The sequence below is a fragment of the Microlunatus flavus genome, from assembly GCF_900110855.1.
In the GTDB taxonomy this organism is placed as follows: Bacteria; Actinomycetota; Actinomycetes; order Propionibacteriales; family Propionibacteriaceae; genus Microlunatus; species Microlunatus flavus.
In genome coordinates this window covers 439,248-465,858 of the sequence record NZ_FOFA01000001.1, presented here as the reverse complement: position 1 = coordinate 465,858, position 26,611 = coordinate 439,248, and the positions used below count along the sequence as shown (strand labels likewise).

Below are 26,611 nucleotides of genomic sequence, written 5' to 3'. Positions count from 1 at the left end.
TCAGGGGCGTGAACGACGACGAGATCCTCGCCAAGATCCACGACCTGGTCTCCCAGGAGCGCGACGCGACGAACCACGGTGACCCGGAACGGCGCCGGCGCATCGAGGTCGCGCTCGACCAGTGCTGGGACCTGCTGCGCCAGCGCGAGGGCCTGCGCGACGCGGGCAAGAACCCCGACGAGGCGCAGGTGAGGCCCGAGGGCGAGGTCGAGGGCTACCTGCAGTAGCGCCGGCCGGACCCACACCCGTGACCCTCGACGTCGCGCGGCTGCGTGCCGCCTTCCCCGCCCTCGACGGGCCCACCGCCTACTTCGACGGACCCGGGGGGACCCAGACCCCGGCCGTCGTGGGGGAGGCGGTCGCCCGCGCCCTCACCGGACCGCTCTCCAACCGCGGCTCCGGCTCGCTCTCCCAGCGCAACGCCGACGACGCCGTCCGGGCGTTCCGGCAGGCGTACGCCGACCTGCTCGCCGCCGCGCCCGACGGCATCGTCCACGGCCGCAGCGCGACGCAGCTGACGTACGACCTCTCCCGCGCCCTCGCCAGGACCTGGTCGGCGGGCGACAACGTCGTGGTGAGCCGCCTCGACCACGACGCGAACGTCCGTCCGTGGGTGCAGGCCGCCGCGCTGCGCGACGTCGAGGTCCGCTGGCTCGAGCTCGACCCGGCGACGGCCGAGCTCGACCTCGCCTCGCTCGCCGTGGTCGACGAGCGCACCCGGCTGGTGGCGCTGACGGGCGCGTCGAACCTGGTCGGCACCATCCCGCCGCACCGGACCGTCGCCGACCGGGCCCACGCGGTCGGTGCGCTCCTCTACGTCGACGGCGTGCACCTGACGGCGCACCGCCTGCCCGACCCCGGCGCGCTCGGGGCCGACCTCTACGTGTGCTCGCCCTACAAGTTCTTCGGGCCGCACTGCGGCGTCCTGGCCGCGGACCCCGCGCTGCTGAAGACGATCCACCCCGACAAGCTCGCCCCGTCGACCGACCGCGTCCCGGAACGCTTCGAGCTCGGCACGCTGCCGTACGAGGTGCTGGCCGGGGCGACCGCGGCGGTGGACTTCCTCGCGGACCTGCCGGGCGCGCCCGCGGCGAGCGGGACCCGCCGCGAGCGGCTCGCGGCCAACCAGGCCGAGGTCCACGCCCACGAGCAGCAGCTGCGCGAGCGGCTCGAGGCGGGCCTGGCCGGCCTGGGCGAGCGAGTGGTCGTGCACTCCCGTGCCGCCGACCGGACGCCGACGCTGTTCCTCACGTTCCCGGGCCGGCGCAGCGCCGACGTGGCCGAGGGGCTGCTGGGCCACGACGTGCTGGCGCCGGCCGGGTCCTTCTACGCGGTCGAGCCGTTCCGGGCGCTCGCGCTGGACGACGACGCGGGCGTCCGGGTCGGGCTCGCCGCCTACACCGACGCCGAGGAGGTCGACCGGCTGCTGGCCGGGCTCGACGCGCTGCTCGCCTGACCCGTGCCGGTCCGCCCGGCGGGGGCGAGCCGGCGGGCGACCAGGACGCTGTCGTCCATCGTCCCGTGCTCGTCGCCGTGGCTCACCGCGCGCGGTGCGGTGTCGAGACGGACCAGCTGCCACGCCTCGTCCTGGGCGAGCCCGAGGGACTCCCAGACCTCCTGCGCCGACGGCAGCTCGCGGGCCGCGGCGTCGAGGTCGCGCCAGGCCCACGGCGGCAGCGTCGCGTGGCCGACGACGATCAGCGTGCCGCCCGGGGCGACCGCCCGGGTCGCGCGGCGCAGCACCTCGGTGCGCGGCAGCCCGTGCGTCGAGTGCAGGTAGTGCGTCGTGACGAGGTCGTACTCGCCCGCCGGGAACGACCCGGCGAGGTCGTGCTGCTCGACCCGTACGCGGTCGGCCAGACCCTCCTGCGCCGCGGCGTCCTGCGCCTGCGCGACCGCGACGCCCGAGGCGTCGACGCCCAGGACCCGCCAGCCCTGCCGGGCCAGCCAGAGCACGTCCTCGCCGCGGCCGCACCCGAGGTCGAGCGCGGTACCGGGCTCGAGCCCCTCGGCCGTGGAGACCAGCGTCGGGTTCGGCGTGCCGCCGTGCCCGTGGTGGTGGGCGTAGCGCTCGTCCCACAGCGCGGCCGTCGCGCGGCGCTCCTGGACGGCGTACGCCGCCTCCTCCTCGATGAGCTGGCCGTTGACGAAGGCGCCCGTCATCAGGCCGGCGGCGGCCGAGGTGGAGACCTGGGCCTGCACGGTCGCGACGTTGCCCGCGGCGTAGAGGCCGGGGACCGAGGTCGCGCCGGTGGGTTCGGTGACGGCGTACGCGCCGAGGACCTGCTCGCCCATGACCAGGTCGGCGACCTCGACGCCGAGGGCGGCCAGCAGGCTCGAGCGGGCGACCGCGGGAGCCGCGACGGCGAGGTTCCGCAGGGCCACGACGTCGCCGGAGGCGAGCCGGACGCCGGACAGCGCGTCGTCGATGACGAGCACCTCGACGACCTCGCCCTCGACGATCCGCACACCGCGGGCCTCGAGGCGCTCGCGCGTCTCGTCGGGCAGCGCCGGGCCGGTGTGCGTCAGCAGGGTCACGTCCTCGCTCAGCTGGCGGAACATCAGCGCCTGGTGCGCCGTCAGCGTCGTCGTGGACAGGATGCCGATCGCCGTCCCGCGGGCCTCGTAGCCGTGGCAGTAGGGGCAGTGCAGGACGTCGCGGCCCCAGCGCTCGCGCAGTCCGGGGACGTCGGGCAGCTCGTCGACCAGGCCGGTGCTGACCACGACGCGGCGGGCCTCGACCTGCCGGCCGTCGGCCAGCGTCGCGCGGAACCAGGGCTGCAGCGGGTCGGTGCCGAGCCGCTCCAGCGCGGTGACCTCGCCGGCGGTGAAGGCGCCGCCGTACGACTCGAGCGTGCGGCGCCCGTCGGCGTAGAGGTCGGCGGGGGCGACGCCCTCGCGGCCGAGGTAGTTGTGCACGCCGGCCGCCGGGGCGTTCCGCGGCTGCCCGGAGTCGACGACGAGGACCGAGCGCAGGGAGCGGGCGAGGGCGACCGCGGCGGCGAGGCCGGCGGCGCCGCCGCCGACGACGAGGACGTCCGGGGTGGAGGGGTCAGGTGCGGGCGTGGTCATGCTCCGATGGTGCTCGCGGCGTCGCCGGATTGACAAGTGCTGTTGCCGGAGCGGCAAACTGGTGCCGTGCCCCACGACCACCCGGCCCACCCCGGCCAGCCCTTCGACCTGGGCCCCGTGCTCGACGCCGTCGGCCCGCGCCTGCGCGAGCTGCGCCTGGAGCGGGGGACGACGCTGGCTCAGCTCTCGGAGGCCACCGGCATCTCGGTGAGCACGCTGTCGCGGCTCGAGTCCGGCGGCCGCAAGCCGACCCTGGAGCTGCTGCTCCCGCTCGCCCGGGCCCACCAGGTGGCGCTCGACGAGCTCGTCGACGCGCCGGACACCGGTGACCCGCGCGTGCGGCCGAAGCCGATCCAGCGCTACGGCATGACCCTGCTGCCGCTCACGCCGCGCTCGGAGGGGCTGCAGGCGTACAAGATGATCATGCCGCCGAACCCGCCGGAGCGGCAGCCCGAGCAGCGCACGCACGAGGGCTACGAGTGGATCTACGTGCTGTCGGGCCGGATCCGGCTGCTCCTCGGCCCGCACGACCTCCTGCTCGGGCCCGGCGAGGTGGTCGAGTTCGACACGCGGACGCCGCACTGGTTCGGCAACCCCGGCCCGGAGCCGGCCGAGCTGCTCTCGCTGCTCGGCCCGCAGGGCGAGCGCATGCACGTCCGGGCCCGTCCCAAGCAGACCACCTGACCCCGCGCCTGCGTCCCCTCGGTTCCCAGACCTCCGCCGAGCGGTAGGTTGCGGCGCCCGATCGGGCCGAGAACGCGCGGCAACCTACCTCTCGACGGGGTGGGGGAGGGCTGGGTGCGGCGGGGCGGGGGCGGGTCAGCCGCGGAACGCGCGCTCAGCGCCGTCGAGGAACTCCTCGCCGCCGAGCCAGCCGAAGAGGGCCGTGTTCGCGAACCAGCCCTGGACCATCGCGAGGCACACCTCGGCGCTGCGCAGCGCGAGCGCCTCGGCACCTCCGTCGGCCGCCTCGGGCTGGACCTCGGCCCACGGGCGCAGCGCCCGCGCGATCGCGTCGCGGAACTCGCCGGCCCGTTGCGTCATGATCGCGTGCAGGTCGGGGTCGACGGTCGACTCGCCCCAGAACTGCAGCAGCACCGACAGGTCGCCCGGCTTGCGGCGCAGCGACATGAAGAGGCGCAGCACCTCGGCCGGAGTCCGTACGGCGCCGTCGCTCACCGCGTCGTCAAGGATGCCGATCTTGCGGTGCAGCAGCTGGCCCGCGATGTAGCGCGCGAGGTCGGCCTTGTTCTCGAAGTTGCCGTAGATCGCGCCGGCGGAGAGCCCGCACTCGGCCACGATCTCGGCGATCGAGGCGTCCGACCCCTTCCGGGCGAGCACCTGCAGCGCTGCCTCGGCGATCTGCTCGCGCCGGGCAGCGCGATGTGCGTCACTCACGCGCGGCATGGAAAAAAGAATAGCCGTTCGCTATGGTTCCAGAGGTTTCGCTTCCTATAGGAGTGTCGTGCACCTCGACCCCACCTCCCTGCGCCCGTCCATCCGGGCCCTCCGTCCCGCCGCCGCCGTCGCGGCGGCTGTCGCGCTCACCGCGACCCTCACCTCGTGCTCGGGCGGCCAGCCCGCCGCGCCCGCCTTCGACACCGTCACCCGCGCGGACGTCTCGACCGGCGTGTCCGCCAGCGGCGCGCTCGCCGCGAAGACGAGCGAGCAGCTCGGCTTCGCGCAGGGCGGCAAGCTCACCTCGGTCAAGGTCGAGGTCGGCCAGAAGGTCTCGAAGGGCGACGTCCTCGCCACGATCGACGACAAGGCCGCACGGCACGCGCTCGAGCAGGCCGAGGCGAACGCCGACGCCCAGGCCGCCGGCCTGGCCGGCGCGGACGCCAACCCGGCCGTGCAGAGCGCCGCCGCCTCGCTGGCCCAGGCGCGCACGGTCGCCGACCGGACGAACCGGCAGGCCGACGCCACCGCGTCCGCCGACTCCACCGCGATCAGCCGCGCCAGGAAGCAGCGTTCGGTCGACCACGACGCCAAGGAGGACGCCGAGGACGCCGTCGACGACGCGAACGACGCGTGCGACTCGGCGCAGTCCACAGCGACGGAGGCCGCCAAGGCCGCGCAGAAGGCTGGTGCGCTGATCCCGCCCAATCCTGCTGCCGCCACCGTGGCCGCCGCGGCCGCCTCGTCTGCGGCTCAGGCCGCAGCCAGCGCGTGCGGTGCGGTCGGCTCCGCCGAGGCGGGCGTCACCGCCGCCAAGCAGCGCCTCGCGGCCGACGACACGGCCGTCGCGACGGCCGAGGAGCGCAAGCGCGTCGACGAGTCCGCCGGCCGGCTGGCCAGCGCCAACGCCGAGCAGGGCGTGGTCTCCGCGCGCAACGCGTACAACGCCGCCGTCGCCGCCCGCCCGCACACGCTCGACCAGCAGCAGGCCGGCGTCGACGCGGCCCAGGCCCAGGTCGAGACCGCGCAGAAGGCGGTCGACGACACCGTCCTCAAGGCCCCGAGCGACGGGACCGTCTCGGCCGTGAACGGCGCCAAGGGCGAGTACACGAGCCCGAGCACCGGGACGAGCGCGCTCGCCCCGGGCAGCAAGGCCGCGATCCCGGGCGCCTCGGGCGCCGGCGGTGCGGCGGCCGGAGCGGCGAGCCCGACCCGGCCGGGCGGCACCCAGCTCATCGTCCTGTCCGGGCTCGACCAGCTCCAGCTCGTGCTGCCCTTCGAGGAGTCCGACGCGGCGCAGGTCAAGGCCGGCGACGCGGTGGACCTCTCGCTGGACGCCGTGCCCGACCTGCGCCCGCACGGGCACGTGGTCTCGGTCAGCCCCACGGCGACCCCGATCGCGGGCGTCGTCAGCTACTACGTCACGGTGGCGCTCGACGAGCGCGACCCGCGCGAGCGCGACGGCCAGACGGCCCGGGTGACCGTGCTGACGCAGGAGCACGACGGCGTCCTCACCGTGCCCAACACCGCGGTCCGCCAGCAGGGCGGCTCGAGCACGGTCACCGTGTACGAGCCGAGCGGCGACCAGCGCACGGTCAGCTTCGAGGCCGGCCTCGTCGGCACCGACCGCACCGAGGTGCTGTCCGGGCTCAACGAGGGCGACCGCGTCGTGGTCCCGAGCCACCCGTGAGCCCGCACCTGAACCACCGCGGCGGCGCCCATAGGGCGCCTACGCTTCTGCACGAGCACGATGAGCGCGGCACCGCCCGCGCTCGGGACGGACGAGAGCATGTCTGACACGGCGACCACCACCCCGGCCGACCAGCCGGTGGGAGCGCCCGGCGCCGAGCCCGGCGCCCCGGGCGAGCAGCCCGCCGCGGACGCGGGACCCGCGGAGGCGGCGCCCAAGAAGGGCATGTCGCGCAAGGCGCGGGTCCGGCTGTTCGTGATCGTGGGCCTGGCCCTGCTGGTGGCGATCGCCTTCGGCATCCGCTACCTCGTCGACACCTCCAACTACGTCACCACCGACAACGCGCAGGTCGACGGCAACCAGATCTCCATCAACGCCCCGACCTCGGGGACGCTGCTGGACTGGCACGGCCAGGTCGGCGCGCAGCTGCACCAGTACGGCGCGGTCGGCCGCATCGAGATGCAGGGCGGCTACGTCCAGCCGCAGATGGTCGTGCGGGCCCCGGCCGACGGAACCGTCGCGGTCGACAACGGCGTGCCCGGGACCTTCGTCCAGCAGGGCACGCAGCTCGCGGTCGCGTACGACGCCCAGGGCGTGTTCGTGACGGCGCGGGTCGACGAGACCGACGTCGACGAGGTGCGGGTCGGTGCGCCGGTCAAGCTGGACGTCGACGCCTTCCCCGACGCCGACCTCACCGGGCACGTGTCCGAGATCCAGACGGGGTCGGCCGGCGTCTTCTCCGCCTTCCCGCAGTCGAACTCCTCGGGCAACTTCCAGAAGGTCACGCAGGTCATCCCGGTGCGGATCACCTTCGACGACACGCAGGGCCTGGCGCTCGCGCCGGGCATGAACGTCACGGTCAAGATCCACCGGCCGTGAGCCGGAGGGGAGCGGGCAGATGAGCACGGACACCGCGGCGCCGGGCACGGCCGTCGACCTCGACGAGGCGCCGGCCGCGCGTCGCGCCGCTCCCGAGGCGCCGACGCGCCCACTGGCCCCGGCGGCCACCCCGGCCGCGCCCGAGGCCTCCTCGCCCGCGGGCGGGCGCGAGCACTGGGTGGTGCCGCTCGCCGTCCTGATCGTCGGCATGTTCATGTCGGTCCTCGACACGAGCATCGTCAACGTCGCGATCTCGGCCATCCAGACCGACTTCGGCGGCAGCACCGCCGACGTCGCCTGGATCTCGACCGCGTACAGCCTCGTGCTCGGCGTCGTCGTGCCGGCCAGCGCCTGGCTCGGCGACCGGATCGGCCTCGGCCGGGTCTACATGTGGTCGCTGGTCGCGTTCTCCGCCGGGTCCGCGCTGTGCGGCCTGGCCTGGAACCTCGACAGCCTCATCGCGTTCCGCGTCGTCCAGGCGGTCCCCGGCGGCCTGCTGCCGGCCGTCTGCCTGACGATGGTCTACCGGCTCGTCCCGCCGGCGAAGATCGGCGCGGCCATGGGCATGTACGGGCTCGGGATCATCGTGGCCCCGGCCATCGGCCCGGCGCTCGGCGGCTACCTCGTCGAGTACGTCAACTGGCGCCTCGTCTTCTACATCAACGTGCCCGTCGGGATCCTCGGGCTGATCGCCGCCGTCATCTGGCTGCCGAAGTTCGCCCAGGCGCCGACCCGGCGCTTCGACGTCGCCGGCTTCCTCACGATCGCGACCGGGCTCGTCTCGCTCCTGCTCGCCTTCTCCGAGGGCCCGTCGTGGGGCTGGACCGGCTACCGCGTGCTCGGCCTGATCGCGCTCAGCGTGCTCAGCCTCGCGGCGTTCGTCGTCATCGAGCTCGAGGTCGAGCACCCGCTGCTGAACCTGCGGGTGTTCCGCAACCGGCTCTACACGACCTCGCTGCTGGCGATGAGCGTGATGATGACCGGCCTGTTCGCGACGCTGTTCTACATCCCGCTCTTCCTGCAGGAGGGCCTCGGCTACCCGGCGCTCCGGGCCGGGTTCCTGCTGCTGCCGCAGGCGCTGGTGATGGCCGTGCTCATGCCCGTCGCCGGCCGCCTGTACGACAAGATCGGCCCGCGCTACCTCGCGTTCTTCGGCCTGCTGATCGCCGCCACCGGCACCTTCCTGCTGACCGGCATCAACCCCGACATGACCCGTAGCGAGCTGGTGTTCTGGATGTGCGTCCGGGCCGCCGGCACCGGCCTGGCCATGATGCCGATCATGACCGGGGGGCTCTCGGCCCTGCCCGGCGACCTGACCACCAGCGGCAGCGCGATCAACACCGTCGCCCAGCGCGTCAGCGCCGCCCTCGGCCTGGCCGGGCTGACGGCGGTGGTGACCAACCAGCAGGGCGGGCTGATGGCCGCCCGGGCGGCGCTCGTCCCCGCGGGCCGCATGCCGCAGCAGGAGGTGCTGGCCGTCTACCAGCGCACCCAGCTCGACGTGCTCGCCCAGTCGTACTCGAACGTCTTCCTGCTGACCGGCTTCCTCACGCTGGTCGCGGCGCTGCTCACGCTGATGCTGCGCACGGGCGCCAACCCGCACGCGGGTGGCGGCGGCGCCGCGATGATGGAGTGAGCCAGACCGACACGGCCTAGGGGAGCAGGGCGCGGACGGCCTCGTCGACCGGGGTGCCGCCACCGGTGAGCTCGACGACGACGTGGTGCAGGCGCTGCTCGCGCACCACGGCGGCGAGGAACAGGGCCACGTCGTCGCGGGGCACGTCGCCGTACGGGACCGCCCAGCCCGCGCGCACGGTTCCGGTGCCGGGGGCGTCGGTGAGGGTGCCGGGGCGCACGACCACCCAGTCCAGGTCGCTCCCGGTCAGGTAGACGTCGGCGGCCTTCTTGACCCGCACGTAGTGCTCGAAGCCGGCGTTCGTCTCGACGTCGCGGCCCGCCTCGGGGAACACCGACACGACGACGAAGCGCCGGACGCCGGCCGCGCGCGCCGCGTCGACCGCGTGCTCCAGCCCCCGCCCGTCGATGAGCGTCGTCTGGTCCCGGCCCGTGCCGTGCGCCCCGGCGGAGAACACGACGGCGTCCTGCCCCCGCAGCAGCCCGGCCAGCTCCTCGACCGAGCCCTCGACCAGGTCGAAGAGCGCCGACCGGCCGCCGGCCTGCTCGACCACCGCGGCCTGGTCCGCCCGCCGGTGCAGCACCGTCACCTCGTCCCCGGCCTCCGCGAGCAGGGCGGTCAGCCGCCGCCCCACGCCGCCGGCCCCGCCGATCACGCCCACCCGCACGCTCGTCCTCCTCCGCTGGTCGCGCCGACCCGAGGCGCGTCGTGTGCCGGGGCAGGCCGGTGCGCGTGCCGGTTTCCCATGATCTCTTGGGAGACCTGCACCCACCTCGGAGAATCTGCCACGAGGTGTGCCGGTTCCCCAAGAGATCATGGGAAACCGGCGACCGCCTACGCTCCGCGGGTGGACGTCCTCGACGGCTGGGCCCTGGGTCAGCACACCGAACCGACCGCCCCGGTGCCGACGCACCCGACCTACCGCAAGGGCACCGGACCCGGCGTCGTCGTCGTCGCCGAGATCCCGGGCATCACGTCCGAGGTGGTGGCCTTCGCCGAGGAGGTCGTCGGCGCCGGCTTCACCGTCGTCCTGCCGCACCTGTTCGGGGAGGTCCCCAGCCCGTCCGGGGCGGGCGCCGCCGTACGGACGCTCGCGAAGGTCTGCGTGAACCGCGAGTTCAACAAGCTCCGCGTCGGCGAGACCTCGCCCGTCGCGACCTGGCTCCGCTCGCTCGCCCGGTCGCTGCACGCCGAGCTCGGCGGGCCCGGCGTCGGCGCGCTCGGCATGTGCTTCACCGGCGGCTTCGCCCTGGCGATGATGGTGGACGACGCGGTCGCCGCTCCCGTGCTCGCGCAGCCCTCGCTGCCCTTCGCCATCGGGCGCGCCCGCGCCGCCGACCTGAACCTCTCGCCCGCCGACCTCGACGTCGTCAGGCGACGAGCGGCAGCGGGCTGCCAGGTCCTCGGTGTCCGGTACGCCGACGACCCGGCCGTGGGCACGCGGTTCGAGACCCTGACCTCCGAGATCGGCGACGCCTTCGTCCGGGTCGAGCTGCGGGGCCGGAAGCACTCCACGCTCACCGCGCACCGCCAGCAGGTCGCGGTGGACCGGGTCCTCGAGTTCCTGCGCGACCGCCTCCTGTGACGCACCCGACCCGGCCGTGCGGAAGGCCCTGCGGCCCGTTCGGGTTGATCACTCCGTGACCAAGCTCTTCGAACCCCTGACCCTGCGCGGCCTGACCGTCCGCAACCGCATCTGGCTGGCGCCGATGTGCCAGTACTCCGTCGAGCGCCAGGACGGCGTGCCGACGGACTGGCACCTGGTCAACCTGGGGTCGCGTGCGCAGGGCGGGTTCGGCCTGCTGCTGACCGAGGCGACCGCGGTCGTGCCGGAGGGGCGGATCAGCCCGCAGGACACCGGCCTGTGGAACGACGAGCAGCGCGACGCCTGGGCCCGCATCGTCGACTTCGCGCACGCGCAGGGCGCGGCGATCGGCGTCCAGCTGGCGCACGCCGGCCGCAAGGCGTCGACGTACCGCGGCTTCGCCGGCGAGCCCCAGAACGGGACCGTGCCCGAGCGCGACGGCGGCTGGGAGCCCCTGGCGCCCTCTGCCGAGGCCTTCCCGGGCTACGACGCCCCGCGCGAGATGACGGTCGAGGACATCCAGGGCGTCGTCGAGGCCTTCGGCGTGGCCGCCCGCCGCTCCGTCGAGGCCGGTTTCGACACCGTCGAGGTGCACGGCGCCCACGGCTACCTGGTCCACCAGTTCCTCAGCCCGCTGACCAACCACCGCACCGACGGCTACGGCGGCGACTTCGAGGGGCGTACGCGCCTCGTCGTCGAGATCGTCGACGCCGTCCGGGCCAACGTCCCCGAGACCATGCCGGTCCTCGTGCGCCTCTCCGCGACCGACTGGACCGAGGGCGGCTGGGACCCCGAGCAGACCGTCGCCGTCTCCACCGTGCTCCGTGAGCACGGCGCCGACCTCGTCGACGTCTCGTCCGGCGGCGCGGTGCACGCCGACATCCCGGTCGGCCCCGGCTACCAGGTGCCCTTCGCCCGCGCGGTCCGCGAGGGCGCAGGCCTGCCGTCCGGCGCCGTCGGCCTCATCACCTCCCCGGAGCAGGCCGAGCGCGTGCTCGAGTCCGGCGACGCCGACGTGGTCCTGCTGGCCCGCGCGGCCCTGCGCGAGCCGGCCTGGCCGCAGCGCGCCGCCGCCGAGCTCGGCGTCGACTGGCACGAGGCGTCCTACCCCGCCCAGTACGCCCGCGCGCACTGGACGAGCGACCTGCTGGCGGGCTGACGCCCGGGCTGATGATCACGGACCGGAGGCTCTCGCGGAACGGCCCGCTCGACCTCCTGCCTGCCTAGACTGACGCAGGCCTTGGCCGGTCGATCGAAGGGTGGGTGGCGCCGTGGCGAACAGGCGCCGCGCCGTCGAGCGGGCCACGTTCCGACGCAAGGCCACCGACCGGGTCGTGGCGGGCGTCCTCGTGCTCGTCGGCCTGTCGGGGCTGATGAGCGTGCTGCCGGGCCACAGCCAGCGGGCCGTGTCGTACGCGGGCTGCCGCGTCGTGACGCTCGGGCTCGGGACCTGCGGGGCCCCCGGTCTCGACCTCAGCGACACCAGCCTCGCGCCCGCGCGCTGCCCGACGCTCGCGACCCTCGACGCCGCGCTGCCCGAGGTGCGGGTCCGGCAGCTGTCGACCGCGCGCGGGCTGCCGGTCGTCATCAGCACCGCCCGTTCCGGGGACGTCGTCGTGCAGCTCGGCGACGCACCCCAGCCGGCGCCGCCCACGCTGCTCGACGGCGCGACGCGGCCCCGGCGCCCGATCGTGCCCGGGGTGGACGTGCCCGCGCAGGCGGAGTGGTACCTGCCCCGCGGACAGGGCCTCGACGAGCTCGTCGGGGCGGTCCAGGACGGCGAGCACGAGGTTGCCCAGAACCGCTCCGCGCTCGCCCTGCTCGCCGGAGGGCTCGACCGCGACGAGCGGACCGTCCCCCCACCGACCCTCCTGACCAGCACCGTCGACCTGCGCGAGCAGCTGCTGCCCCAGGTCCCGGCGCGCACCGACCCGGTCCCGCCGCGGACGACGACCACGCCCACCCGCCCCCGGGGGCCCGTCCGGTCCGGCGGCGTGCTGACCGTGCGCCCGGACGTGCCCGCGCGGCTCGTGTTCAACCGGGTCTCGCGCACGTCGACGCTCGTCGCCACGCTCGGCGGGACGATCGGCGGCCGGCCGGCGACCGGCACCCTGCGGGTCGAGCGCGACCCCTCCGGCAACGTCCTCGAGGTGCTGCTGGCGGTGGTCACGCAGGGCCAGGTCGTCCCCGGCGAGCCCCGGACGTCGCTGCCCGGCCCGGCCGTCGCGTACGTCCGGGTGCCGGTCCGCACGCCGGCCGAGCGTGAGCTCGTGGGCACCTGGCTGGCGGGTCCTTCTGCCGCGACGGTTCCGCTCGACGAGCTCCTCGGGCTCGCGACGCCCTCCGCCGACGACCAGCTCGCGTCGTTCCTGAGCCGCGCGGCGACGGTGACCGTCCTGCGGTACGCCTTCGTGGACCCGGCCGCCCTGCAGGACCGCGTCACGACGGAGCTGGTCGAGGGACGCCGCCAGGAGTGGGACGGCATCCGCCTGGTGGAGGTCGTGGGCGTCGCCCCCACGCCCACCGGTGCCGGGCGCGTGGCGGTCTCCGACCCTCCGTGCCGCACATGACGCGCACCACGCGGCGCGGGTTCCTCGCGCTCGGGCTCGTCTCCGCAGCGGGGCTGGCGCTCGCCGGCTCGGCCGAACCCGCCCTGGCCGCCGCCGTGACCGTGGGCGGCCTGCAGTTCGACGTCCCCGACGACCTGCGCCCGGCAGCGGCCGGCGCGGAGCTGGGCGGCGGCACGTGGCAGTGGCGCGGGGTGCGGGGGACGCCCGCCGGCGCCGCCGGGTTCATGGTGGTGCTCGCGCGGGCCGACCTCGACAGCACCGACGGCGGCGAGGTGGTCGGCCTGATGCTCGCCGACGGCCTGGACGGGCACCTCCCCGGCCTCGTCGTGGGCTCGCGCCGCAGCCGTTCGATGCCCGGCGGCGGGGAGCAGCTCCGCCTCGACCTCACGTACGGGTCCGCTCCGCGCACCCTCCGCGGCACCCTGCTGGTGGCCACCCGCGAGGATCGGCCCGCCGCCGTGCTCGCCGTGCTCGGCGACGACACCCTCACGGCGGGGGACCTCGCCACGGTGCTGGACTCGGCGCGGTGGGCCTCGTGAGCGCGGACGCGCCCGACGGCCGCGGCCGGGTCCGGGCGACGGTGCTGCCCTGGGCGGCGTCAGCGGTGGCGCTGCTGCTCGGGGGCGCGGGCCTGTTCGCCGTCACCTCGACGAGCACCACGACCTCGCTGACGCGGATGGGGGTCGCCGCCGGGGTGCTGGCCCTGCTGTCCGCCGTGGTCGGCGTGGTCGGCCTCCCGGCCGGCCGCCGGAGCGCCGCGCGGACCTGGGCGGCCGCGCTGGGGGTGCCCCTGGTCGTGGGGGTCGCCACCGGCGCCCTGGTCTGGAGCGCTGCGGGGTCCACCGCCGGTCTGCTCGCCGCCGCCCCGTGGTTCGTCGGCGCGGCCGTCGGCGGCGCCCTGGGGCCGGTGCTTCCCGACCTCAGCCTCGGCGCGCTGCGGGAGCGGCGTCAGGCCCGGAAGAGCCGCATCACCTGGTGAGCCGCGGGTCGACGTCGGCCAGGATCGCCTCGAGCCCCACGAAGTGGAACCGGTTGTCGGCCGGGGTGAACACGACCGGGAACTTCAGGCCGCAGTCGAGGACCGTGCGCTGCGGGGCCGGCGGAGGGGTGTCGCCGGGCTCGTCGCCGTCGTCGCCCTCGCCCGGGTCCGCGGGGTCGGGACCGTCGGTGCTGAAGTCGGTCGGCAGGCTGCAGGAGCCCGCGTCGAACGTGGTGGCCGCCGTGGCCGCGGCGCGCGCAGCGTTGTCCCTGGTCGTCACCTCGACCCTCACCTCGTCGCGGAAGGCGTCGTAGCAGTAGGAGTCGAGCGTGTCGCCGTTCTCCTGCGCCAGGCGCGTGGCGTCGACGATGCCCTTCTGCAGGCACCGTCCCCCGCCGAGCAGGACGGGGATGTCGCTCGGCAGGAGGAACCCCGGCGCCACGTCGGCCGGGACCCCGTCGAGCACCCCGCGGGCCCCGGCCAGGGCCGCGGCGTCGGCGCCGTGCTGCGCCCCGGCGCCCTCGGAGGTCGCGACCGCGAGCTGGCCGGTGAGGACGATGCCCCCGGCCAGGGCGATCAGGCCGAAGATCAGCAGGGCGCCCACGACGGTCAGCCCGTCCTCGCGGCGCGGACGTCGGCGCGGACGTCGGCTGGGGCCTGCGGTCATCGGACGGACCTTCCTGGGCGGGACCTGCGGTGGAGGAGGGCTGGACGTACGCGTCGGGCGGAGGGCTGCTGCCCCCCGCCCGACGTCGTCGTGCTGCTGCTGGACGGATCGCCCAGGTCAGCCGCCGATGCTCGTGACCTTCTCGACGACGGCCTGGACCTTCTGCGCCAGGGCGGTGCCGGCGGAGGTGAAGGCGGTGATCAGGGCGACGATGACGATCAGCGCCAGGGCGATGGCGGCGACGTACTCGAGGGTGCCCTGGCCGGCCTCGCGGCGGGTGCGGATCTTGTCGGTGACCGTGTTCTGCAGGAGGAAGAACGAGATCATCAGCTTGTCCATCATGGGAGTGCTCCTTGGGGTGACGAGAGGTGGACCCGATCGGGTCGAGGTCTGGTGTCGATGAGCCCCAGCGCGCTTCCGTGGCCTTCCGACGAGCACCAAACTACGGTCGGGGCGGTTCACCGAGCATGGGTCCAGGGGCCCAACCGCAGGCCCAAATCACGGGCCGGATCGAGGGCGCGGACGGCACGGCCACGGGCGTCAGCGGACCGACAACCAGAGCGCGACGGCCTGGCCGCGGCTGGTGACGCCGAGCTTGGCGAAGAGGCGGTTGATGTGGTTCTTGACCGTCTTCTCGGCGATGAAGAGCTCGGCCGCGATCTCGCGGTTGGCCGCGCCGCGGGCGACGAGCTCCATGATGTCGGCCTCCCGCTCGGACAGGCCGTGGCGCTGGGCGAGCGCGGCCCGGCCAGGGGCCGGGTTGGACAGGGCGCGGACGGCGAGGGCGCTGAAGGTGCCCAGGCCACCGGCGGCGAGCCGTACGGCCTGCAGCAGCTCGTCCTCGTCGAAGTGCCCGTGCACCAGGTAGCCGCGCGCACCCGCCCGGACCGCCGCCGAGATCACCTCGGGCGACTCGGAGTAGGTGAGCATCACCACGGCGGTGAGGTCGGCGATCTCGGTCGCGGCGTTGACCCCGTCCTGCTTCGGCATGCGCACGTCGAGCAGCACCACGTCGGGCCGCTCGCGCCGCACCAGGGCGACGGCCTCGAGGCCGTTGCTGGCCTCGCCGACGACCTCGATGTCCGGGGCGGTCATGAGCAGGCTGCGCACGCCCATGCGGACGACGGCGTTGTCGTCGGCGAGGGCGACCCGGACGCGCGGCCTGGTCTCGCGCGCGTCGTCGTCGGTCACGCCTCGAGTGGCTGTCGCCGAGCGGTCCATGTGACCGTGGTTCCTCTCCTGGGTGCGGGTGCCGGGACGATCTCCGCGGTGCCGCCGAGCGCCTCTGCGCGCTCGCGGAGGCCGCGGAGACCGAAGTGGCCCGCGCGCTCGCGGGCCCTGAGCTGGGCGGGGTCGACCCCGCGGCCGTCGTCGGAGACGCGCAGCACGATGAGCGGTCCGCGGGCGGTGAGCCCGACGGCGACCTCGCTGGCCTGCGCGTGCTTCTCGACGTTGTGGAGGATCTCGCCGAGGGCGGTCGCGAGCTCGGCGGTGACCCGGGGGTCGGCGTCCACGACCTCCACGTCGTCCAGGCGGGCCGTGATCCCGGTGCTCTCCTGCCACTCGGACAGCGCCTCGGTGACGACGTCGACCGCGGGCCGGTCGGTCTGGCCCTCGCGGAGCGTCAGGAGCAGCGTCCGTGCCTCGCGGGCGGCCTGGTCGGCGGCCGCGGCGAGCGAGCCGGCCAGCACCCGGGCGGTGGCGGGGTCGCGTTCCACCACCCGGCGCAGCGCCTTGGCCGCCAGCGAGATGCCGTGGATCGACTTGCCCACCGAGTCGTGCATGTCGCGCGCGAGCCGGGCTCGTTCGTCGGCCGCGCCGACCGCGGCGACCGCCTCGGCCACCTCGTGGCGGGCACGGACGAGGGCGAGGGTGCTGCGGCGCACGACCGACCCCACGACGCTGACGCCGACGACCAGCACCGGCAGGCCGGAGAGCATCGCGAGCACGCCCTGCCAGGTGTGCAGGGCGTCTCCCATGCGGCCGCTCGGCGCGCCGAGGCAGGCCACGAGGAGGGGACCGAGGACGACGAGCAGGATCGGCGCCGGGTAGACCAGTCCGGCGAGCAGGGCGGTGCAGACGACGGTGAGCGTAGCGGGCTGCCCCACCGGCAGGCCCACCAGCAGCACGATGCTGCACAGGGTGTCGAGCAGGGCGAGCAGCGGGTGGGCGATGAGCCAGCGGATGAGGCGCGGGCTCCGGCTCAGGGCGAGACTGACCAGGCCGAGCAGCACCAGGCTGACGGCGGTCACCGGGCTCGTCGCCGGCGAGACGAGCACCGCCGGGGCGGCGAGCACCAGGCCGGCCAGCCGGGCCCCGGCGACCGCGCGCAGCAGCAGGACGTAGCCAGGGTCGGAGAGCGGCAGCTGGGCCGGTCCGGTCGCCGGGCGGAGCTGCCACCGGCGCAGGTCCTTCGGCCCGGGCGCGAGCTCGAGGGTGGTCATCCGAACGACTTCAGCATCGCGCCGAGGTCGAGCCCGGAGGCGACGTAGAAGCCGACGAACATCAGCACGAGGGTCGCGGGCACGAAGATGAAGGAGGTCGCGAGCGTCACCCGCGGCGCCGTCTGCTGCGCCTTGCGCCGGACGCGCTGGGCGTTGTCCCGGCGCATGTCGAGCGCGATCTGGTTGAGCGTCTCGGCCAGCGGCGCGCCGAGCTCCTCGGCCTGGAGGAACGCCGAGACGAAGCTGTGCACGGCGCTCGAGCCCGAGCGGGTGTCGAAGTTCGTGAACGCGACGCGGACGCTCGCGCCGTGGGCGAGCTGGTCCAGCGTCAGCCGCACCTCCTCCTGGAGGGGACCGCCGAAGCGGTCGGTGACCCGGACCATCGCCGCACGGAACGTGATGCCGGCGGTCACCGTCACGGCCAGGATGTCGAGGAAGTCGGGGAGGTCGCGGTCGATGCTCTCCCGACGGCGACGCGCGGTCCCGGTGATGCGGGCCAGCGGCAGCAGGACGGCGCAGACGGGCAGCAGGGGGATGGCCAGCCAGACCCCCCGGACGACGAAGAGCACCAGCACCGGGACCAGGATCAGCAGCCACCAGCAGATGCGGCGCAGCAGGCCGTCGACCGTGACCCCCACCGGGCGGCCCGCGTGGTCGATCTGGCGCTGGAGGTAGCGCACCGCGGTCGGACCGATCCGCCGCCGCAGCGCCGGCACGAAGCGCCCGGCCAGCCGCTCGAGCGCCGTCAACCGCCCGGACGCCTCCCGCCGGCGCTCCTCCTTGAGCAGCACGAGGTCGGCGGCGTCGAGGTACTCGCTGGGCTTGCCGCGCATCATGCGGTAGCCGAGCAGGAACATCACCAGCGCGGCCGTCGCGCCCACCGCCGGCCACCACGTCGAGAAGCTCGTCATCAGCGCTCCACCGCCGTCAGCCGGTGCACGACCACGTGCCCGATGACGTAGAGGGCGAGGGCGAAGACCAGGGCCGCCTGGCCGATGAGCCGATGGGTCATCTTGTCGACCAGCCCCGGCTGCACGACGTTCAGCACCAGCAGGATCCCGATGCCCATGACGCTGACGATCCACGCCGTGCTGCGGGCCTGCGCGAGGATCGTGCGCACCTCGCGGCGCACCTCCTTGCGGTCGTCGAGCGTCCGCGAGATGTCGCGCAGCGCCTTGATCAGCGAACCACCCGCCCGGGCACTGACGACCAGGGTCGACATCAGGACCCGGACCTCGCGGGAGGGCAGGCGGTCGTTCAGCGCGAGCATCGCGTCCTCGAGGGAGGCGCCGAACCGCACGGCCGCGTTCAGCCGCTTGACCTCGGTCTTGGCCGGCTCCTCCATCTCGGCCTCGGCCACCACCCACGCCGTCGTGATGCTCAGGCCGGCGTTCGTGGCGTTGGCGAGCACCCGCGCCAGCTCGGGGATCTGCTGGATGAAGCGCTCCTTGCGGCGCGCGCGGGCCCAGCCCGTCCACAGCCGCAGCAGGACGATGCCGCTGATCACCCCGAGCACGCCGAAGGCGGGCGCCAGCACCCGGCCCAGCGCGTAGGGGACCACGATGCTCACGGCGACCACGACGAGGAGCACCGCCAGGGGCGGCTGCGTGATGCCGGCGGAGTCGAGGCTCTGCGTCAGCGAGCGCCCGAGCCGGGTGCGGCTGAAGGACAGGTTGGCTGCGGCGAACCGGCCGCGCGGCGTCTCCTCCTTCGAGGTGCCGGCGAGCGTGCCGACGTAGACGAGCCGCCGGGAGCGGGCGTCCGCCCCAAACTGGTACGCCGCCCCGAGGGCGAGCGTGACGAAGGCCAGCAGGCCCGCGAAGATCCAGATCACGCGGCCGCCTCCCAGCCGTCCGGCACCTGCTCGCCGCGCGCCAGGAGGATCCCGGCCAGCCGGGCCGGCAGCGGGTGCCGGCGGAAGGTGTGACCCGTCTGGTCGAACTCGGCGAGCGTCTGCACGTGGTAGTCCTCGCGCCGGGCCGAGTCGAGGAAGCCGAGCTCGACGATGCGCCGGGTGCCGTCGGAGTGCCGGTTCAGCTGGACGACGAGGTCGATCGCCGAGTTCACCTGGTCGCGCACGGCGGCGAAGGGGATGTCGACGTCGCTCATGCTGGCGAGCGTCTCGAGGCGCGACAGCGCGTCGTAGACGTTGTTCGCGTGCACGGTGGCGAGGGACCCCTCGTGGCCGGTGTTCATGGCCTGGAGCATGTCCAGCGCCTCGCCGCCACGGACCTCGCCGACGATGATGCGGTCGGGTCGCATGCGCAGCGAGTTGCGCACCAGGTCGCGGATCGTGACCATGCCGCGCCCGTCGACGTTCGCCGGACGGGTCTCCAGCCGGATCACGTGGTCCTGGTTGAGCGACAGCTCGGCGGCGTCCTCGACGGTGACGATGCGCTCGCGCGCCGGGACGAACTGCGAGAGGGCGTTGAGCATCGTCGTCTTGCCGGACGCCGTGCCCCCGCTGACGATGATGTTGAGCCGGGCCCGGACGCAGGTGGACAGCAGGTCGGCGGTCGGGGCGTCGAGCGTGCCGCGCTGCAGCAGCTCGGGCAGCCCGTACGCCTTGGGGAACAGCCGGATGGTGACCGACGGGCCGTCGACGGCGAGCGGGGGGAGGACCACGTTGACGCGGGCGCCACGCGGCAGCCGCGCGTCCGCGGGGAGGCGGGCGTCCACCATCGGGCTGGCCTCGTCGACGCGGCGGTTGACCGCCGAGACGATCCGGTCGATGGTCTGCAGCAGCTGCGCCTCCGAGGTGAAGCCGGAGGGGATCCGCTCGACCCGGCCGAAGCGCTCGACGTACACGGTCTCGTGGCCGTTGATCATGATCTCGGAGATCGTGTCGTCGGCCAGCAGCGGCTCGAGCACGCCGAGCCCGACCGCCTCGTCGACGACGCGGCGCACCAGGGCCGAACGCTCCCGGCTGGAGAGGATCACGCCCTCGCGGGAGATGAGGTGGGCCAGCACCCGCTCGAGGCGGGCCCGGCGCTCGTCGTTCGAGAGCCGCGAGAGCTCCTGGAGGTCGACCTCCTCGAGCAGGATCTGCTTGAACCGGCGGACCTGGCTGTCGTCGGCCTCGACCGAGGAGGTGGCACGGGTGGTGGCGGGCAGGAAGCCGTCGCTGAAGCCGCGCCTCACGGCATGACCACCCTTCTCGAGACGCGCCCGTCACCGATGAGGAACCCGGTCGGTGCCTGCACGACCACCTTGACCCCGTGGTCGGGCCCGAAGGTCGAGACCTCGACCACGGACACGCCGCCGGGAGCGGCCGCCCGGGCCGCCGCGCCGTAGTCGTCCCCGAGCGAGTAGGCGCGGGCGCCCTCGCGGGCGGCCTGCGCGGCGCCGTGGGCCGTGTAGACGAACACGACGAGCTGCAGCACGAGCACGACGACCCCGAGCAGCATGGCGGTCAGCGCCACCATCTCCAGCGTCGCCTGGCCGCGCTCGCGCCCCGGCTCGGCCGGCGTACGCGCCACCGTCGCTCCTGCCTCACTGGTCACCGGGGCTCCTTCACGACCGTGTGGTCCACGCCCACCGGGAGCTCGCGCTCCACGCCCGGCGCGATCTGGAGGGGGGTCCGGACGACGACGCGGACGCTCGTCGCGGTCGAGGTGATCGTGGTCGAGCGCTGCATCCCGTCGGGGATGACGGAGCGGGCCGCTGCGGCGGGGTCCTGGCCGAGGGACACGGCGCGAGCCGCCTCCTGCGCGGCCGCGCCGGCGACCGCGGTCGAGATCCCGAGCAGCAGCAGCTGGCCGCAGAGGAGGAGCACCAGGAGCGCGAAGGGCAGCATCGCCACCGTCTCGATGGTCGCCTGGCCCGCCTCCCGGACCCGGGCGGAGCGTCGGCCGCGCCGGCCCGCACCCGCCGCGTCGCCGCGCGGGCTCACCGCGTCGGCCGCCTCCGCGTTCTGGGCCGAGCGCAGCTCCTCGGCGAAGCGTCGCCCGACCTCGAGCTCCTGGCCGATGGCCCGCAGGCTCTTCCACCAGGTCTGGTTGCGGACCTCGGACGGGGTCCGGCTGTTGCCCGCCCGCTCCAGGCCTCGCTCGAGGTCGGGCACGAGGACCTGGGAGCGCTGCGCCAGCAGCAGCGCGTCGATGGTGTCCTGCTGGATCTCGCTGCGGCGCTGGAACCGGTTGACGACCGCGTGCACCGACTCCGCGCCGGCCACGCCCAACGACTCCCAGGCCAGGACCTGGCGCCGGGCGGAGCGCAGCGCGGGCACGTCGGCGGTGACGACCTGCAGCGTGACGTCGGCCGACTCGACCGCGGCCGCCTGCGTCGTCGTGACAGCGGAACCGACGTCGAGCACGACGAGGTGGTAGAGGTTCCGCAGCTCGGCGACGATGCGGCGGACGGCCTGCGGGGTGACGAACTCGGTGTCGCGGATCTCGTTGGGCGCGAGCAGCAGGTGCAGCCCGCTGGAGTGGACCACGACGGTGTCGTTGACCGCGCGCGAGGTGATGTCCTCGCTGATCTTGGCCAGGTCGGCGATGGAGACCCGGTGGCTGACGTCGATGTAGCTCGGCACGTCCCCGTTCTCGACGTCGAGGTCGACGAGGCACACCCGCATCCGGCGGTCGCTGGTCGCGGCGTCCCAGGCGAGGTGCGAGGCCATCACCGTGGTCCCGACGCCGCCCTTGGCCCCGGCGATGGCGACGACGCGGCCACCCCGCTGCTGCTGCTCGCCGTCGTCGGACTTGCGCGACAGCACCTCGCGGACGGTCGCGTTCCACTGCGTCATGGTGGCGAGCAGCCGGTCGAGGTCCTCCAGGCCGAAGGGCTGGACGAGCACCCCGCGGGCACCGGCCTCGAGGGCGTCGGCGTACGCGTCGGTCTCCGAGCGGGTCGACACGATGGCCACGGCCAGCGCCGGGTTGCGCAGGGTCAGGTCGCGCACCAGCTGCATGACCGGCCCCGGGCCGAGCTGGTCGTGGACGAAGAGCAGCGCCGGGCGGTGGCTCAGCACCGCGGCCGTCATCTCCTGGGTGGACTCGGCCACGAAGGCGACCTCGACGGCCACCTCGCTCTGGTCCAGCCGCGAACGGAGCTCCTGCACGATGACCTGGTCGGCCACGGCGATCACGGCGCGGTTCACCGGGCACGCTCCGCGACGGCCTTGCCACCGAGCTGGCGGGCGTCGAAGGTCCGCTGCTCCTTGCTGCGGTCCTGCGCGACGCCCGGCGGGAGGCCGATGAGGCGGACCTCCGCGGCCATCTGCGCGGCGTAGGTGAGCTCGAGGGCCGACTCCGGCGAGACGGCGAGGGTGACCGGGATGACGTTCTGCAGCGACTTCGCGTCCGGCGTCTGCACCTGCAGCTGCCCGGCGACGGAGACGACCCGGACGTTCTCGACGAGGATGCGGGACTGCTTGGTCAGCCCGGGCACGTCGGTGAACACCGCGTACACGTCCACCTGGTCCCCGGGACGGATCCGGCCGGCGAGCCCGGTCACGGCGTCGACGTTCACCGCGACCTCGCGCTCGTCGGGGCTGAGGTTGTTCGGCGGCACCAGGACGTCCAGGCTGATGGTGGCGCCCGAGGTCATGGGCGTCGAGACGACCCGGCCGTCGATGTCGGCGCTCTTGAGCACCGTGTTGTCCGCGGCCCAGCGCTGCGGGACCTGCACGGGCTCGGTGTTGTCGGCCGAGAGCGTGGTGAAGGCCGGGAGGTCCTTGGTCACCTGGTAGACGGTGACCATCGGGCCGACCTTGCTGTTGACGGAGGCGACGTAGCTCGACACCCCGACGAACACGAGGACGGCCGCGAGCGCGGACAGGACCATCAGCAGGACGCCTCGTCGCTGACGTGGGTTCATGAGGGCTCACCTGGGACTAGGTCGGCGCCGTCGGCGCCTGCGGGACCGGCAGCGCCGGCGGTGGCGTGGGCGAAGGGTCGTTCGTCGGCCGCGGGCTCCGTCGCCCGCGCGGGCGCGGCGGACGCGAGGTAGCCGGCCGGTGGCCGGACCTCGGGGGGCGGCACCGGCCCCTGCCCGCAGAAGGGGCACTGCCCGTCGAGCATCCCGGCCCCGCAGTCGCGGCAGGGTCGCAGCGCCTCCGTCGGGCGCGGGGCGACGCGCAGGACCGTGAGCTCGGTGGTCGAGCGCGCCCAGTACGGCGCCCGCTCGACCTCCACCGGGACCTCGATCGAGCGGGCGGCGCCGAGCTGCTCGGTCATCAGGGCCGGCGCGCCGGCCAGGTGGTGCACGGTGTCGGTCGCGTCGAAGGGGGAGCCGGTGCGGCCGGAGGTGACGACCGCGTCCGCGGCGTCGCCGCCCAGCTCGCGGAACCATCCGTTGCGGCGCACCAGGTCCGTCAGGCCCTGCCGCAGGGTCGGCTGGGGCTCGTCCAGGCCGCGCAGCCGGGGGTACCAGAGCACGCTGCGCGACGCCTCCGCGGAACGGCGCACCTGCAGCAGCAGCGCGGTCGGGTCGCCGTCGGTCCCCGGCCCGCTCAGCAGCTCGTACGCGATGAGGGTGAGGGTCAGCGCGTGGTGCGGCAGCGGCAGCACGCACACCTTGACCTGCGGGTGGGCCGCGACGAGGACGTGCGCCTGCTCGCGGGCGGCGACCAGCCCGTGCGTCGGCGTGAGGACCAGGACGTGGCCGGGCACGGGGCCCTGGCCGACCACCCGCAGCAGGGCGGTGTCGTCGCCGGCGGGCAACCCGGGCAGCTCACCCAGGTGCGACGCACCAAGAACTGTGACGATCACGCGTGTTCCCCCGAGCGATGGCGTGTGGAGCCGGTACCCTGCTGCGTTTCCTCGGGTGACCCGGCCGCGAGAAACTAACACGCGGGCGGGTCGTGATCAGCCGTTCCGGGAGACCTCTCAGGACCCCTTCACGCACGCGGTCGGCGACGCCGGACCACGAGCGCCGCCGCCGTCGCCACGATCCCCAGCAGCACGACGATCCCGACGCCGGTGAGCACCAGCGCGAGCGCGGACGGGCCCGGACGGGCGCCCGGGTCGTCGGCGGGAGCCGCGGTGGTGCCCGGCGTCGGCGACACCGAGGGGTCGGCCGACGCGCTCGGGCTCGGCACCGTCGCGAACACCGGCTGCCCGGACGGCGTCCCGTCGACCTTGACGTCCAGCTGCAGGGGCAGCACGACACCTCTGAGGCCCTCGGTCACCGGCTGCAGCTCGACCACGACGAAGTAGTCCCCGGCGGCCGAGGCGGTGCTCGCGTCCGGCTGGAAGTTCTGCGTGCTCGGCAGCGGCAGCTCGTCGTTGCGCACCCGCACCTGCGGCGAGGTGGCACTGACGTGAGCGGCGGCGCTGCCGGTGCGCGTGTCGCTCACAGCGGCCAGCTGCGCGCGGTCGGGGCTGATCAGGCGAAGTCGGACGATGTAGCCGTCGTAGAGGTTGAGCGGCAGCTTGCCCTTGCCGCCGGGGAGCGACGCGGTGACCTTGAGGGTCTGGCCGTAGTCCACCGGCACCCGGTAGAGCGCCGTGTCGCCGAACGCGATGGAGTCCGACCAGGAGCCGGGCTCGATCTGCGGCGCGTTCGAGAACCCGGACCCGCCCACGACCGCCGTGACCGGCTTGGTGGACGCGACCCGGAAGCCGGTGCCCTTGTAGTCCTCCACGGGACCGGGGAGGTCGGCCCGGTTCGACACGGCGGGCTGCTCGGCGATGCCGAGCTCGACCGCGGACGACGCGTCGGAGGTGCTCGCGGGCGTCGTCCTCGTCACCTTCAGGCGCAGCTGCGGGTCGGTGGCGCAGCCGGCCGGCGCGGAGGACGGGGACTGGGAGTGCTCGGAGCGGACCACGACGGAGTACACGCTCGCGGACTTCAGGGCCTGCGTCAGGCTGCTGCCCGAGGAGCAGATCTCGCCCTGCGCCGTCTGGAGCTCCAGGTCGAACTTGTCGGCGTTGACGTAGCCGTACGGCTTCACCACGGTCGAGAGGTGGGCGGTCACCAGCGAACCCGGCGTCCGCGGGATCGTGTAGTACCGCGCGGTGCCGCCGGTGTCGTAGGTGTCGCGGTACTGCCCGGGGGCGACCTGCGGTGCGCTCTCCGGGTCCGGGGTGCCGGTGACCGGGGTGCCCGCGACCTCGAAGGGCCGCAGCGCCCGCTGGGTGAGCTTGCGCAGCGCCTGGTTGAGCGAGTCGGTGTCGTTGGCGTCGTAGTACGCGCCCCCGCCGGCCTTGGCGATGCACTGCAGCTGGGAGCGCGCCTTGCTGTTCACGGCGAGGCCGATGGCGTTGAACTGCAGGTCCACGCCGCTGCCGGCGAGCTTGCGGACGATCGGGCAGGGGTCCTTGGCGCACGTCTCCTGGCCGTCGGAGACGAGGATGAGCACCCGCTTCCCGGAGTCGCCGAGGTCGTCGACGCCCTTGCCCATCGAGTAGGCGATCGGCGTCGAGCCCTGCGCCTTGAACGAGTCGACGGCGGCGTTCATCTTCTTGGCGTCGAGCGGGCCGATGGGCAGCACGAGCCGGGTGTCCTTGCACGCCGCGGGATTCTTGTCCTGGTCCTCCTCGACGTCGGACCCGTACACCCGCAGTCCCACCTGGGTGCCCGCCGGCAGCGAGGCGGCGACCTGCTTCAGCGCCTTCTTGGCGGCCGCGAACTTGGTCTGGCCGCCGTCGAGCTTGGCGTTCATCGAGCCCGAGACGTCGAGCAGCAGCAGCACCTTCGGCGCCTCGTCGGCCCGGGCGGGCACCGTCGCCGCCAGCAGGCCGCCGGCTGCGAGCAGCAGGCTGACCAGGCACAGCAGCGCTCCGCGCGGCCAGACCAGCACCGTCTTCGGCGTCATCGGCTTCCCCCGTCTCGCGATCGGCACCCCGCCGACGATCGACGGACGCCAAGGTAGAGGGTCGTCGCGCGAGGGCCAAACTCCTTGATCAGCCGGTGACCACGGGGGCGAGCGTGCCGACCAGGTAGGCACCGGCGACCATCGCCGGGCCGAAGGCGATCGCCGTGCGCCGGCTCGCGCGCCGGGCGACGAGCAGGACGACGGCCACGAGACCGCCGACCAGGAAGCCCGCGACCAGCCCGTACGCGGCGGTGCGCCAGGAGAACCAGCCCAGCAGGGCGCCCAGCACGCCGGCCAGCTTGACGTCGCCCTCCCCGAGGCCGCCGCGGCCGGGGGAGAAGATCACGAGCAGCGCGAAGACCACGACCGCTCCGCCGCTGCACGCCGCCGCCACGGCCAGCGCGTCCCAGCGGCCGGTGGCGGCCGCGGCCCAGGTGAGCAGGAGCGCGACCACCGGGTAGGCCGGCAGCGTGAGCACGTCGGGCAGCCGGTGCACCTCGAGGTCGATCACCGTCAGCACCGCCAGCCAGACGAGGGCGAGCACCCCGGTCAGCACGAGCGGCAGTGGTTCGGCGCTCCAGAACGGTCCGGCGAGCACCGCGCCAAGGCCGGCCGCGACGGGCACCCACCAGGGGCTGACGTCGCGGCGCACCTCGTCGTCGGCGTAGCGGTAGCGCCGCGGGCGCAGCACGAGCGCCGCCGCCACCCCGAGGGCCACGGCGAGCACGACCCACCACCAGCCCATCGACGCTCCGCTCTCGCGCTGCTCCCGGCGCCGGCGCGCCGCGGGCTGACGCTAGCCGCCCGGCGGGCCGTACGCGTCCGGCGCGGGTCCGCGCCCGACGCGGCATCCCACATTTGGGTCCGGGGCTGGGTCCCTGGACCCAGGCGCCGCGACCCCTGCGGCTCTTACGCTCGGCCGGCAGCCGC

27 protein-coding genes are annotated in these 26,611 nt (G+C 74.5%); 11 read left to right on the top strand and 16 right to left on the bottom strand.

Translation table 11 applies throughout. The features are described from left to right. The first annotated feature begins 8 nt into the window (after positions 1-8). Both BMY04_RS02290 and BMY04_RS02285 read left to right on the top strand, forming a co-directional pair. The gene (locus tag BMY04_RS02290; protein ID WP_091177483.1) at positions 9-227 is read left to right on the top strand and encodes a DUF2630 family protein; all 219 of its coding nucleotides are present in this window, start codon (positions 9-11) and stop codon (positions 225-227) included. Positions 228-247: 20 nt separating this feature from the next. Then, positions 248-1,456 (top strand): cysteine desulfurase-like protein, encoded by a 1,209-nt coding sequence (locus BMY04_RS02285; protein WP_091177482.1) that lies wholly within the window; start codon positions 248-250, stop codon positions 1,454-1,456. On the opposite strand, the gene BMY04_RS02280 is transcribed toward BMY04_RS02285, so the two are convergent. Further along, the gene (locus tag BMY04_RS02280) at positions 1,396-3,072 is read right to left on the bottom strand and encodes an FAD-dependent oxidoreductase (RefSeq protein WP_091177481.1); all 1,677 of its coding nucleotides are present in this window, start codon (positions 3,070-3,072) and stop codon (positions 1,396-1,398) included. The genes BMY04_RS02285 and BMY04_RS02280 overlap by 61 nt on opposite strands. A 66-nt stretch (positions 3,073-3,138) precedes the next feature. On the opposite strand from BMY04_RS02280, the gene BMY04_RS02275 reads away from it, so the two are divergent. Next, positions 3,139-3,756: a helix-turn-helix domain-containing protein gene (locus tag BMY04_RS02275; protein WP_170853952.1), complete on the top strand. Its 618-nt coding sequence runs from the start codon at positions 3,139-3,141 to the stop codon at positions 3,754-3,756. A 135-nt stretch (positions 3,757-3,891) separates the two neighbouring features. Here the strand turns inward: BMY04_RS02275 and BMY04_RS02270 are convergent, their stop codons facing one another. Beyond that, positions 3,892-4,470 carry a TetR/AcrR family transcriptional regulator gene (locus tag BMY04_RS02270; protein WP_170853951.1) on the bottom strand — a complete coding sequence of 193 codons (579 nt, stop codon included), beginning with the start codon at positions 4,468-4,470 and terminating at the stop codon, positions 3,892-3,894. Between the two features lie 67 nt (positions 4,471-4,537). Between BMY04_RS02270 and BMY04_RS02265 the strand changes: the two genes are divergently transcribed. From BMY04_RS02265 to BMY04_RS02255, 3 genes are all read left to right on the top strand, one after another. Beyond that, positions 4,538-6,160 (top strand): HlyD family efflux transporter periplasmic adaptor subunit, encoded by a 1,623-nt coding sequence (locus BMY04_RS02265; protein WP_170853950.1) that lies wholly within the window; start codon positions 4,538-4,540, stop codon positions 6,158-6,160. 99 nt (positions 6,161-6,259) lie between these two features. Next, complete coding sequence (locus tag BMY04_RS02260) at positions 6,260-7,039, top strand: HlyD family secretion protein (protein WP_232506046.1); 780 nt, start codon at positions 6,260-6,262, stop codon at positions 7,037-7,039. A 19-nt stretch (positions 7,040-7,058) separates the two neighbouring features. Further along, positions 7,059-8,675, top strand: coding sequence for a DHA2 family efflux MFS transporter permease subunit (locus BMY04_RS02255; RefSeq protein WP_091177478.1), 1,617 nt, complete (start codon positions 7,059-7,061; stop codon positions 8,673-8,675). Between the two features lie 16 nt (positions 8,676-8,691). On the opposite strand, the gene BMY04_RS02250 is transcribed toward BMY04_RS02255, so the two are convergent. Next, on the bottom strand, positions 8,692-9,342 hold the full coding sequence (locus BMY04_RS02250; protein ID WP_091177477.1) for an SDR family oxidoreductase: 651 nt from the start codon (positions 9,340-9,342) through the stop codon (positions 8,692-8,694). A 180-nt stretch (positions 9,343-9,522) separates the two neighbouring features. On the opposite strand from BMY04_RS02250, the gene BMY04_RS02245 reads away from it, so the two are divergent. From BMY04_RS02245 to BMY04_RS02225, 5 genes are all read left to right on the top strand, one after another. After that, the gene (locus BMY04_RS02245; protein WP_232506045.1) at positions 9,523-10,260 is read left to right on the top strand and encodes a dienelactone hydrolase family protein; all 738 of its coding nucleotides are present in this window, start codon (positions 9,523-9,525) and stop codon (positions 10,258-10,260) included. 55 nt (positions 10,261-10,315) lie between these two features. Further along, positions 10,316-11,419: an NADH:flavin oxidoreductase/NADH oxidase gene (locus tag BMY04_RS02240; protein WP_091177475.1), complete on the top strand. Its 1,104-nt coding sequence runs from the start codon at positions 10,316-10,318 to the stop codon at positions 11,417-11,419. 112 nt (positions 11,420-11,531) lie between these two features. Further along, a complete protein-coding gene (locus BMY04_RS02235) occupies positions 11,532-12,830 on the top strand; it encodes a hypothetical protein (protein ID WP_139209713.1) in 1,299 nt (432 codons plus the stop codon). Then, positions 12,827-13,369: a hypothetical protein gene (locus tag BMY04_RS02230; RefSeq protein WP_139209712.1), complete on the top strand. Its 543-nt coding sequence runs from the start codon at positions 12,827-12,829 to the stop codon at positions 13,367-13,369. The genes BMY04_RS02235 and BMY04_RS02230 overlap by 4 nt, the downstream gene beginning before the upstream one ends. Next, a complete protein-coding gene (locus BMY04_RS02225; RefSeq protein WP_139209711.1) occupies positions 13,366-13,809 on the top strand; it encodes a hypothetical protein in 444 nt (147 codons plus the stop codon). The genes BMY04_RS02230 and BMY04_RS02225 overlap by 4 nt, the downstream gene beginning before the upstream one ends. Here BMY04_RS02225 and BMY04_RS02220 read toward each other — a convergent pair. From BMY04_RS02220 to BMY04_RS02160, 13 genes are all read right to left on the bottom strand, one after another. Next, positions 13,799-14,476 (bottom strand): hypothetical protein, encoded by a 678-nt coding sequence (locus BMY04_RS02220; RefSeq protein WP_091177471.1) that lies wholly within the window; start codon positions 14,474-14,476, stop codon positions 13,799-13,801. The two genes, BMY04_RS02225 and BMY04_RS02220, sit on opposite strands and share 11 nt — an antisense overlap. A gap of 117 nt (positions 14,477-14,593) precedes the next feature. After that, entirely contained in the window at positions 14,594-14,818 is a 225-nt protein-coding gene (locus tag BMY04_RS02215) for a hypothetical protein (protein ID WP_091177470.1), read from the bottom strand. 198 nt (positions 14,819-15,016) lie between these two features. Further along, positions 15,017-15,667 carry a response regulator gene (locus BMY04_RS02210; RefSeq protein WP_232506044.1) on the bottom strand — a complete coding sequence of 217 codons (651 nt, stop codon included), beginning with the start codon at positions 15,665-15,667 and terminating at the stop codon, positions 15,017-15,019. Continuing rightward, on the bottom strand, positions 15,664-16,920 hold the full coding sequence (locus BMY04_RS02205) for a sensor histidine kinase (protein ID WP_091177468.1): 1,257 nt from the start codon (positions 16,918-16,920) through the stop codon (positions 15,664-15,666). Before BMY04_RS02205 ends, BMY04_RS02210 begins: the two co-directional genes overlap by 4 nt. Beyond that, positions 16,917-17,831 (bottom strand): type II secretion system F family protein, encoded by a 915-nt coding sequence (locus BMY04_RS02200; RefSeq protein ID WP_091177467.1) that lies wholly within the window; start codon positions 17,829-17,831, stop codon positions 16,917-16,919. Before BMY04_RS02200 ends, BMY04_RS02205 begins: the two co-directional genes overlap by 4 nt. Further along, a complete protein-coding gene (locus BMY04_RS02195; protein WP_139209710.1) occupies positions 17,831-18,754 on the bottom strand; it encodes a type II secretion system F family protein in 924 nt (307 codons plus the stop codon). The genes BMY04_RS02200 and BMY04_RS02195 overlap by 1 nt, the downstream gene beginning before the upstream one ends. Continuing rightward, positions 18,751-20,061, bottom strand: a complete 1,311-nt coding sequence (locus tag BMY04_RS02190; RefSeq protein WP_232506043.1) for a TadA family conjugal transfer-associated ATPase — start codon at positions 20,059-20,061, stop codon at positions 18,751-18,753. The genes BMY04_RS02195 and BMY04_RS02190 overlap by 4 nt, the downstream gene beginning before the upstream one ends. Further along, the gene (locus tag BMY04_RS02185; RefSeq protein WP_139209709.1) at positions 20,058-20,423 is read right to left on the bottom strand and encodes a TadE/TadG family type IV pilus assembly protein; all 366 of its coding nucleotides are present in this window, start codon (positions 20,421-20,423) and stop codon (positions 20,058-20,060) included. Before BMY04_RS02185 ends, BMY04_RS02190 begins: the two co-directional genes overlap by 4 nt. After that, entirely contained in the window at positions 20,420-22,021 is a 1,602-nt protein-coding gene (locus BMY04_RS02180) for a CpaE/TadZ family protein (protein WP_091177465.1), read from the bottom strand. Before BMY04_RS02180 ends, BMY04_RS02185 begins: the two co-directional genes overlap by 4 nt. Beyond that, on the bottom strand, positions 22,018-22,740 hold the full coding sequence (gene cpaB, locus BMY04_RS02175; RefSeq protein WP_091177464.1) for a Flp pilus assembly protein CpaB: 723 nt from the start codon (positions 22,738-22,740) through the stop codon (positions 22,018-22,020). Before cpaB ends, BMY04_RS02180 begins: the two co-directional genes overlap by 4 nt. Beyond that, a complete protein-coding gene (locus tag BMY04_RS02170; protein ID WP_232506042.1) occupies positions 22,737-23,633 on the bottom strand; it encodes a hypothetical protein in 897 nt (298 codons plus the stop codon). The genes cpaB and BMY04_RS02170 overlap by 4 nt, the downstream gene beginning before the upstream one ends. 128 nt (positions 23,634-23,761) lie before the next feature. Beyond that, positions 23,762-25,681, bottom strand: a complete 1,920-nt coding sequence (locus BMY04_RS02165) for a vWA domain-containing protein (RefSeq protein ID WP_139209708.1) — start codon at positions 25,679-25,681, stop codon at positions 23,762-23,764. A gap of 88 nt (positions 25,682-25,769) precedes the next feature. Further along, positions 25,770-26,426 carry a prepilin peptidase gene (locus BMY04_RS02160; protein ID WP_091177461.1) on the bottom strand — a complete coding sequence of 219 codons (657 nt, stop codon included), beginning with the start codon at positions 26,424-26,426 and terminating at the stop codon, positions 25,770-25,772. Positions 26,427-26,611: the final 185 nt, after the last annotated feature.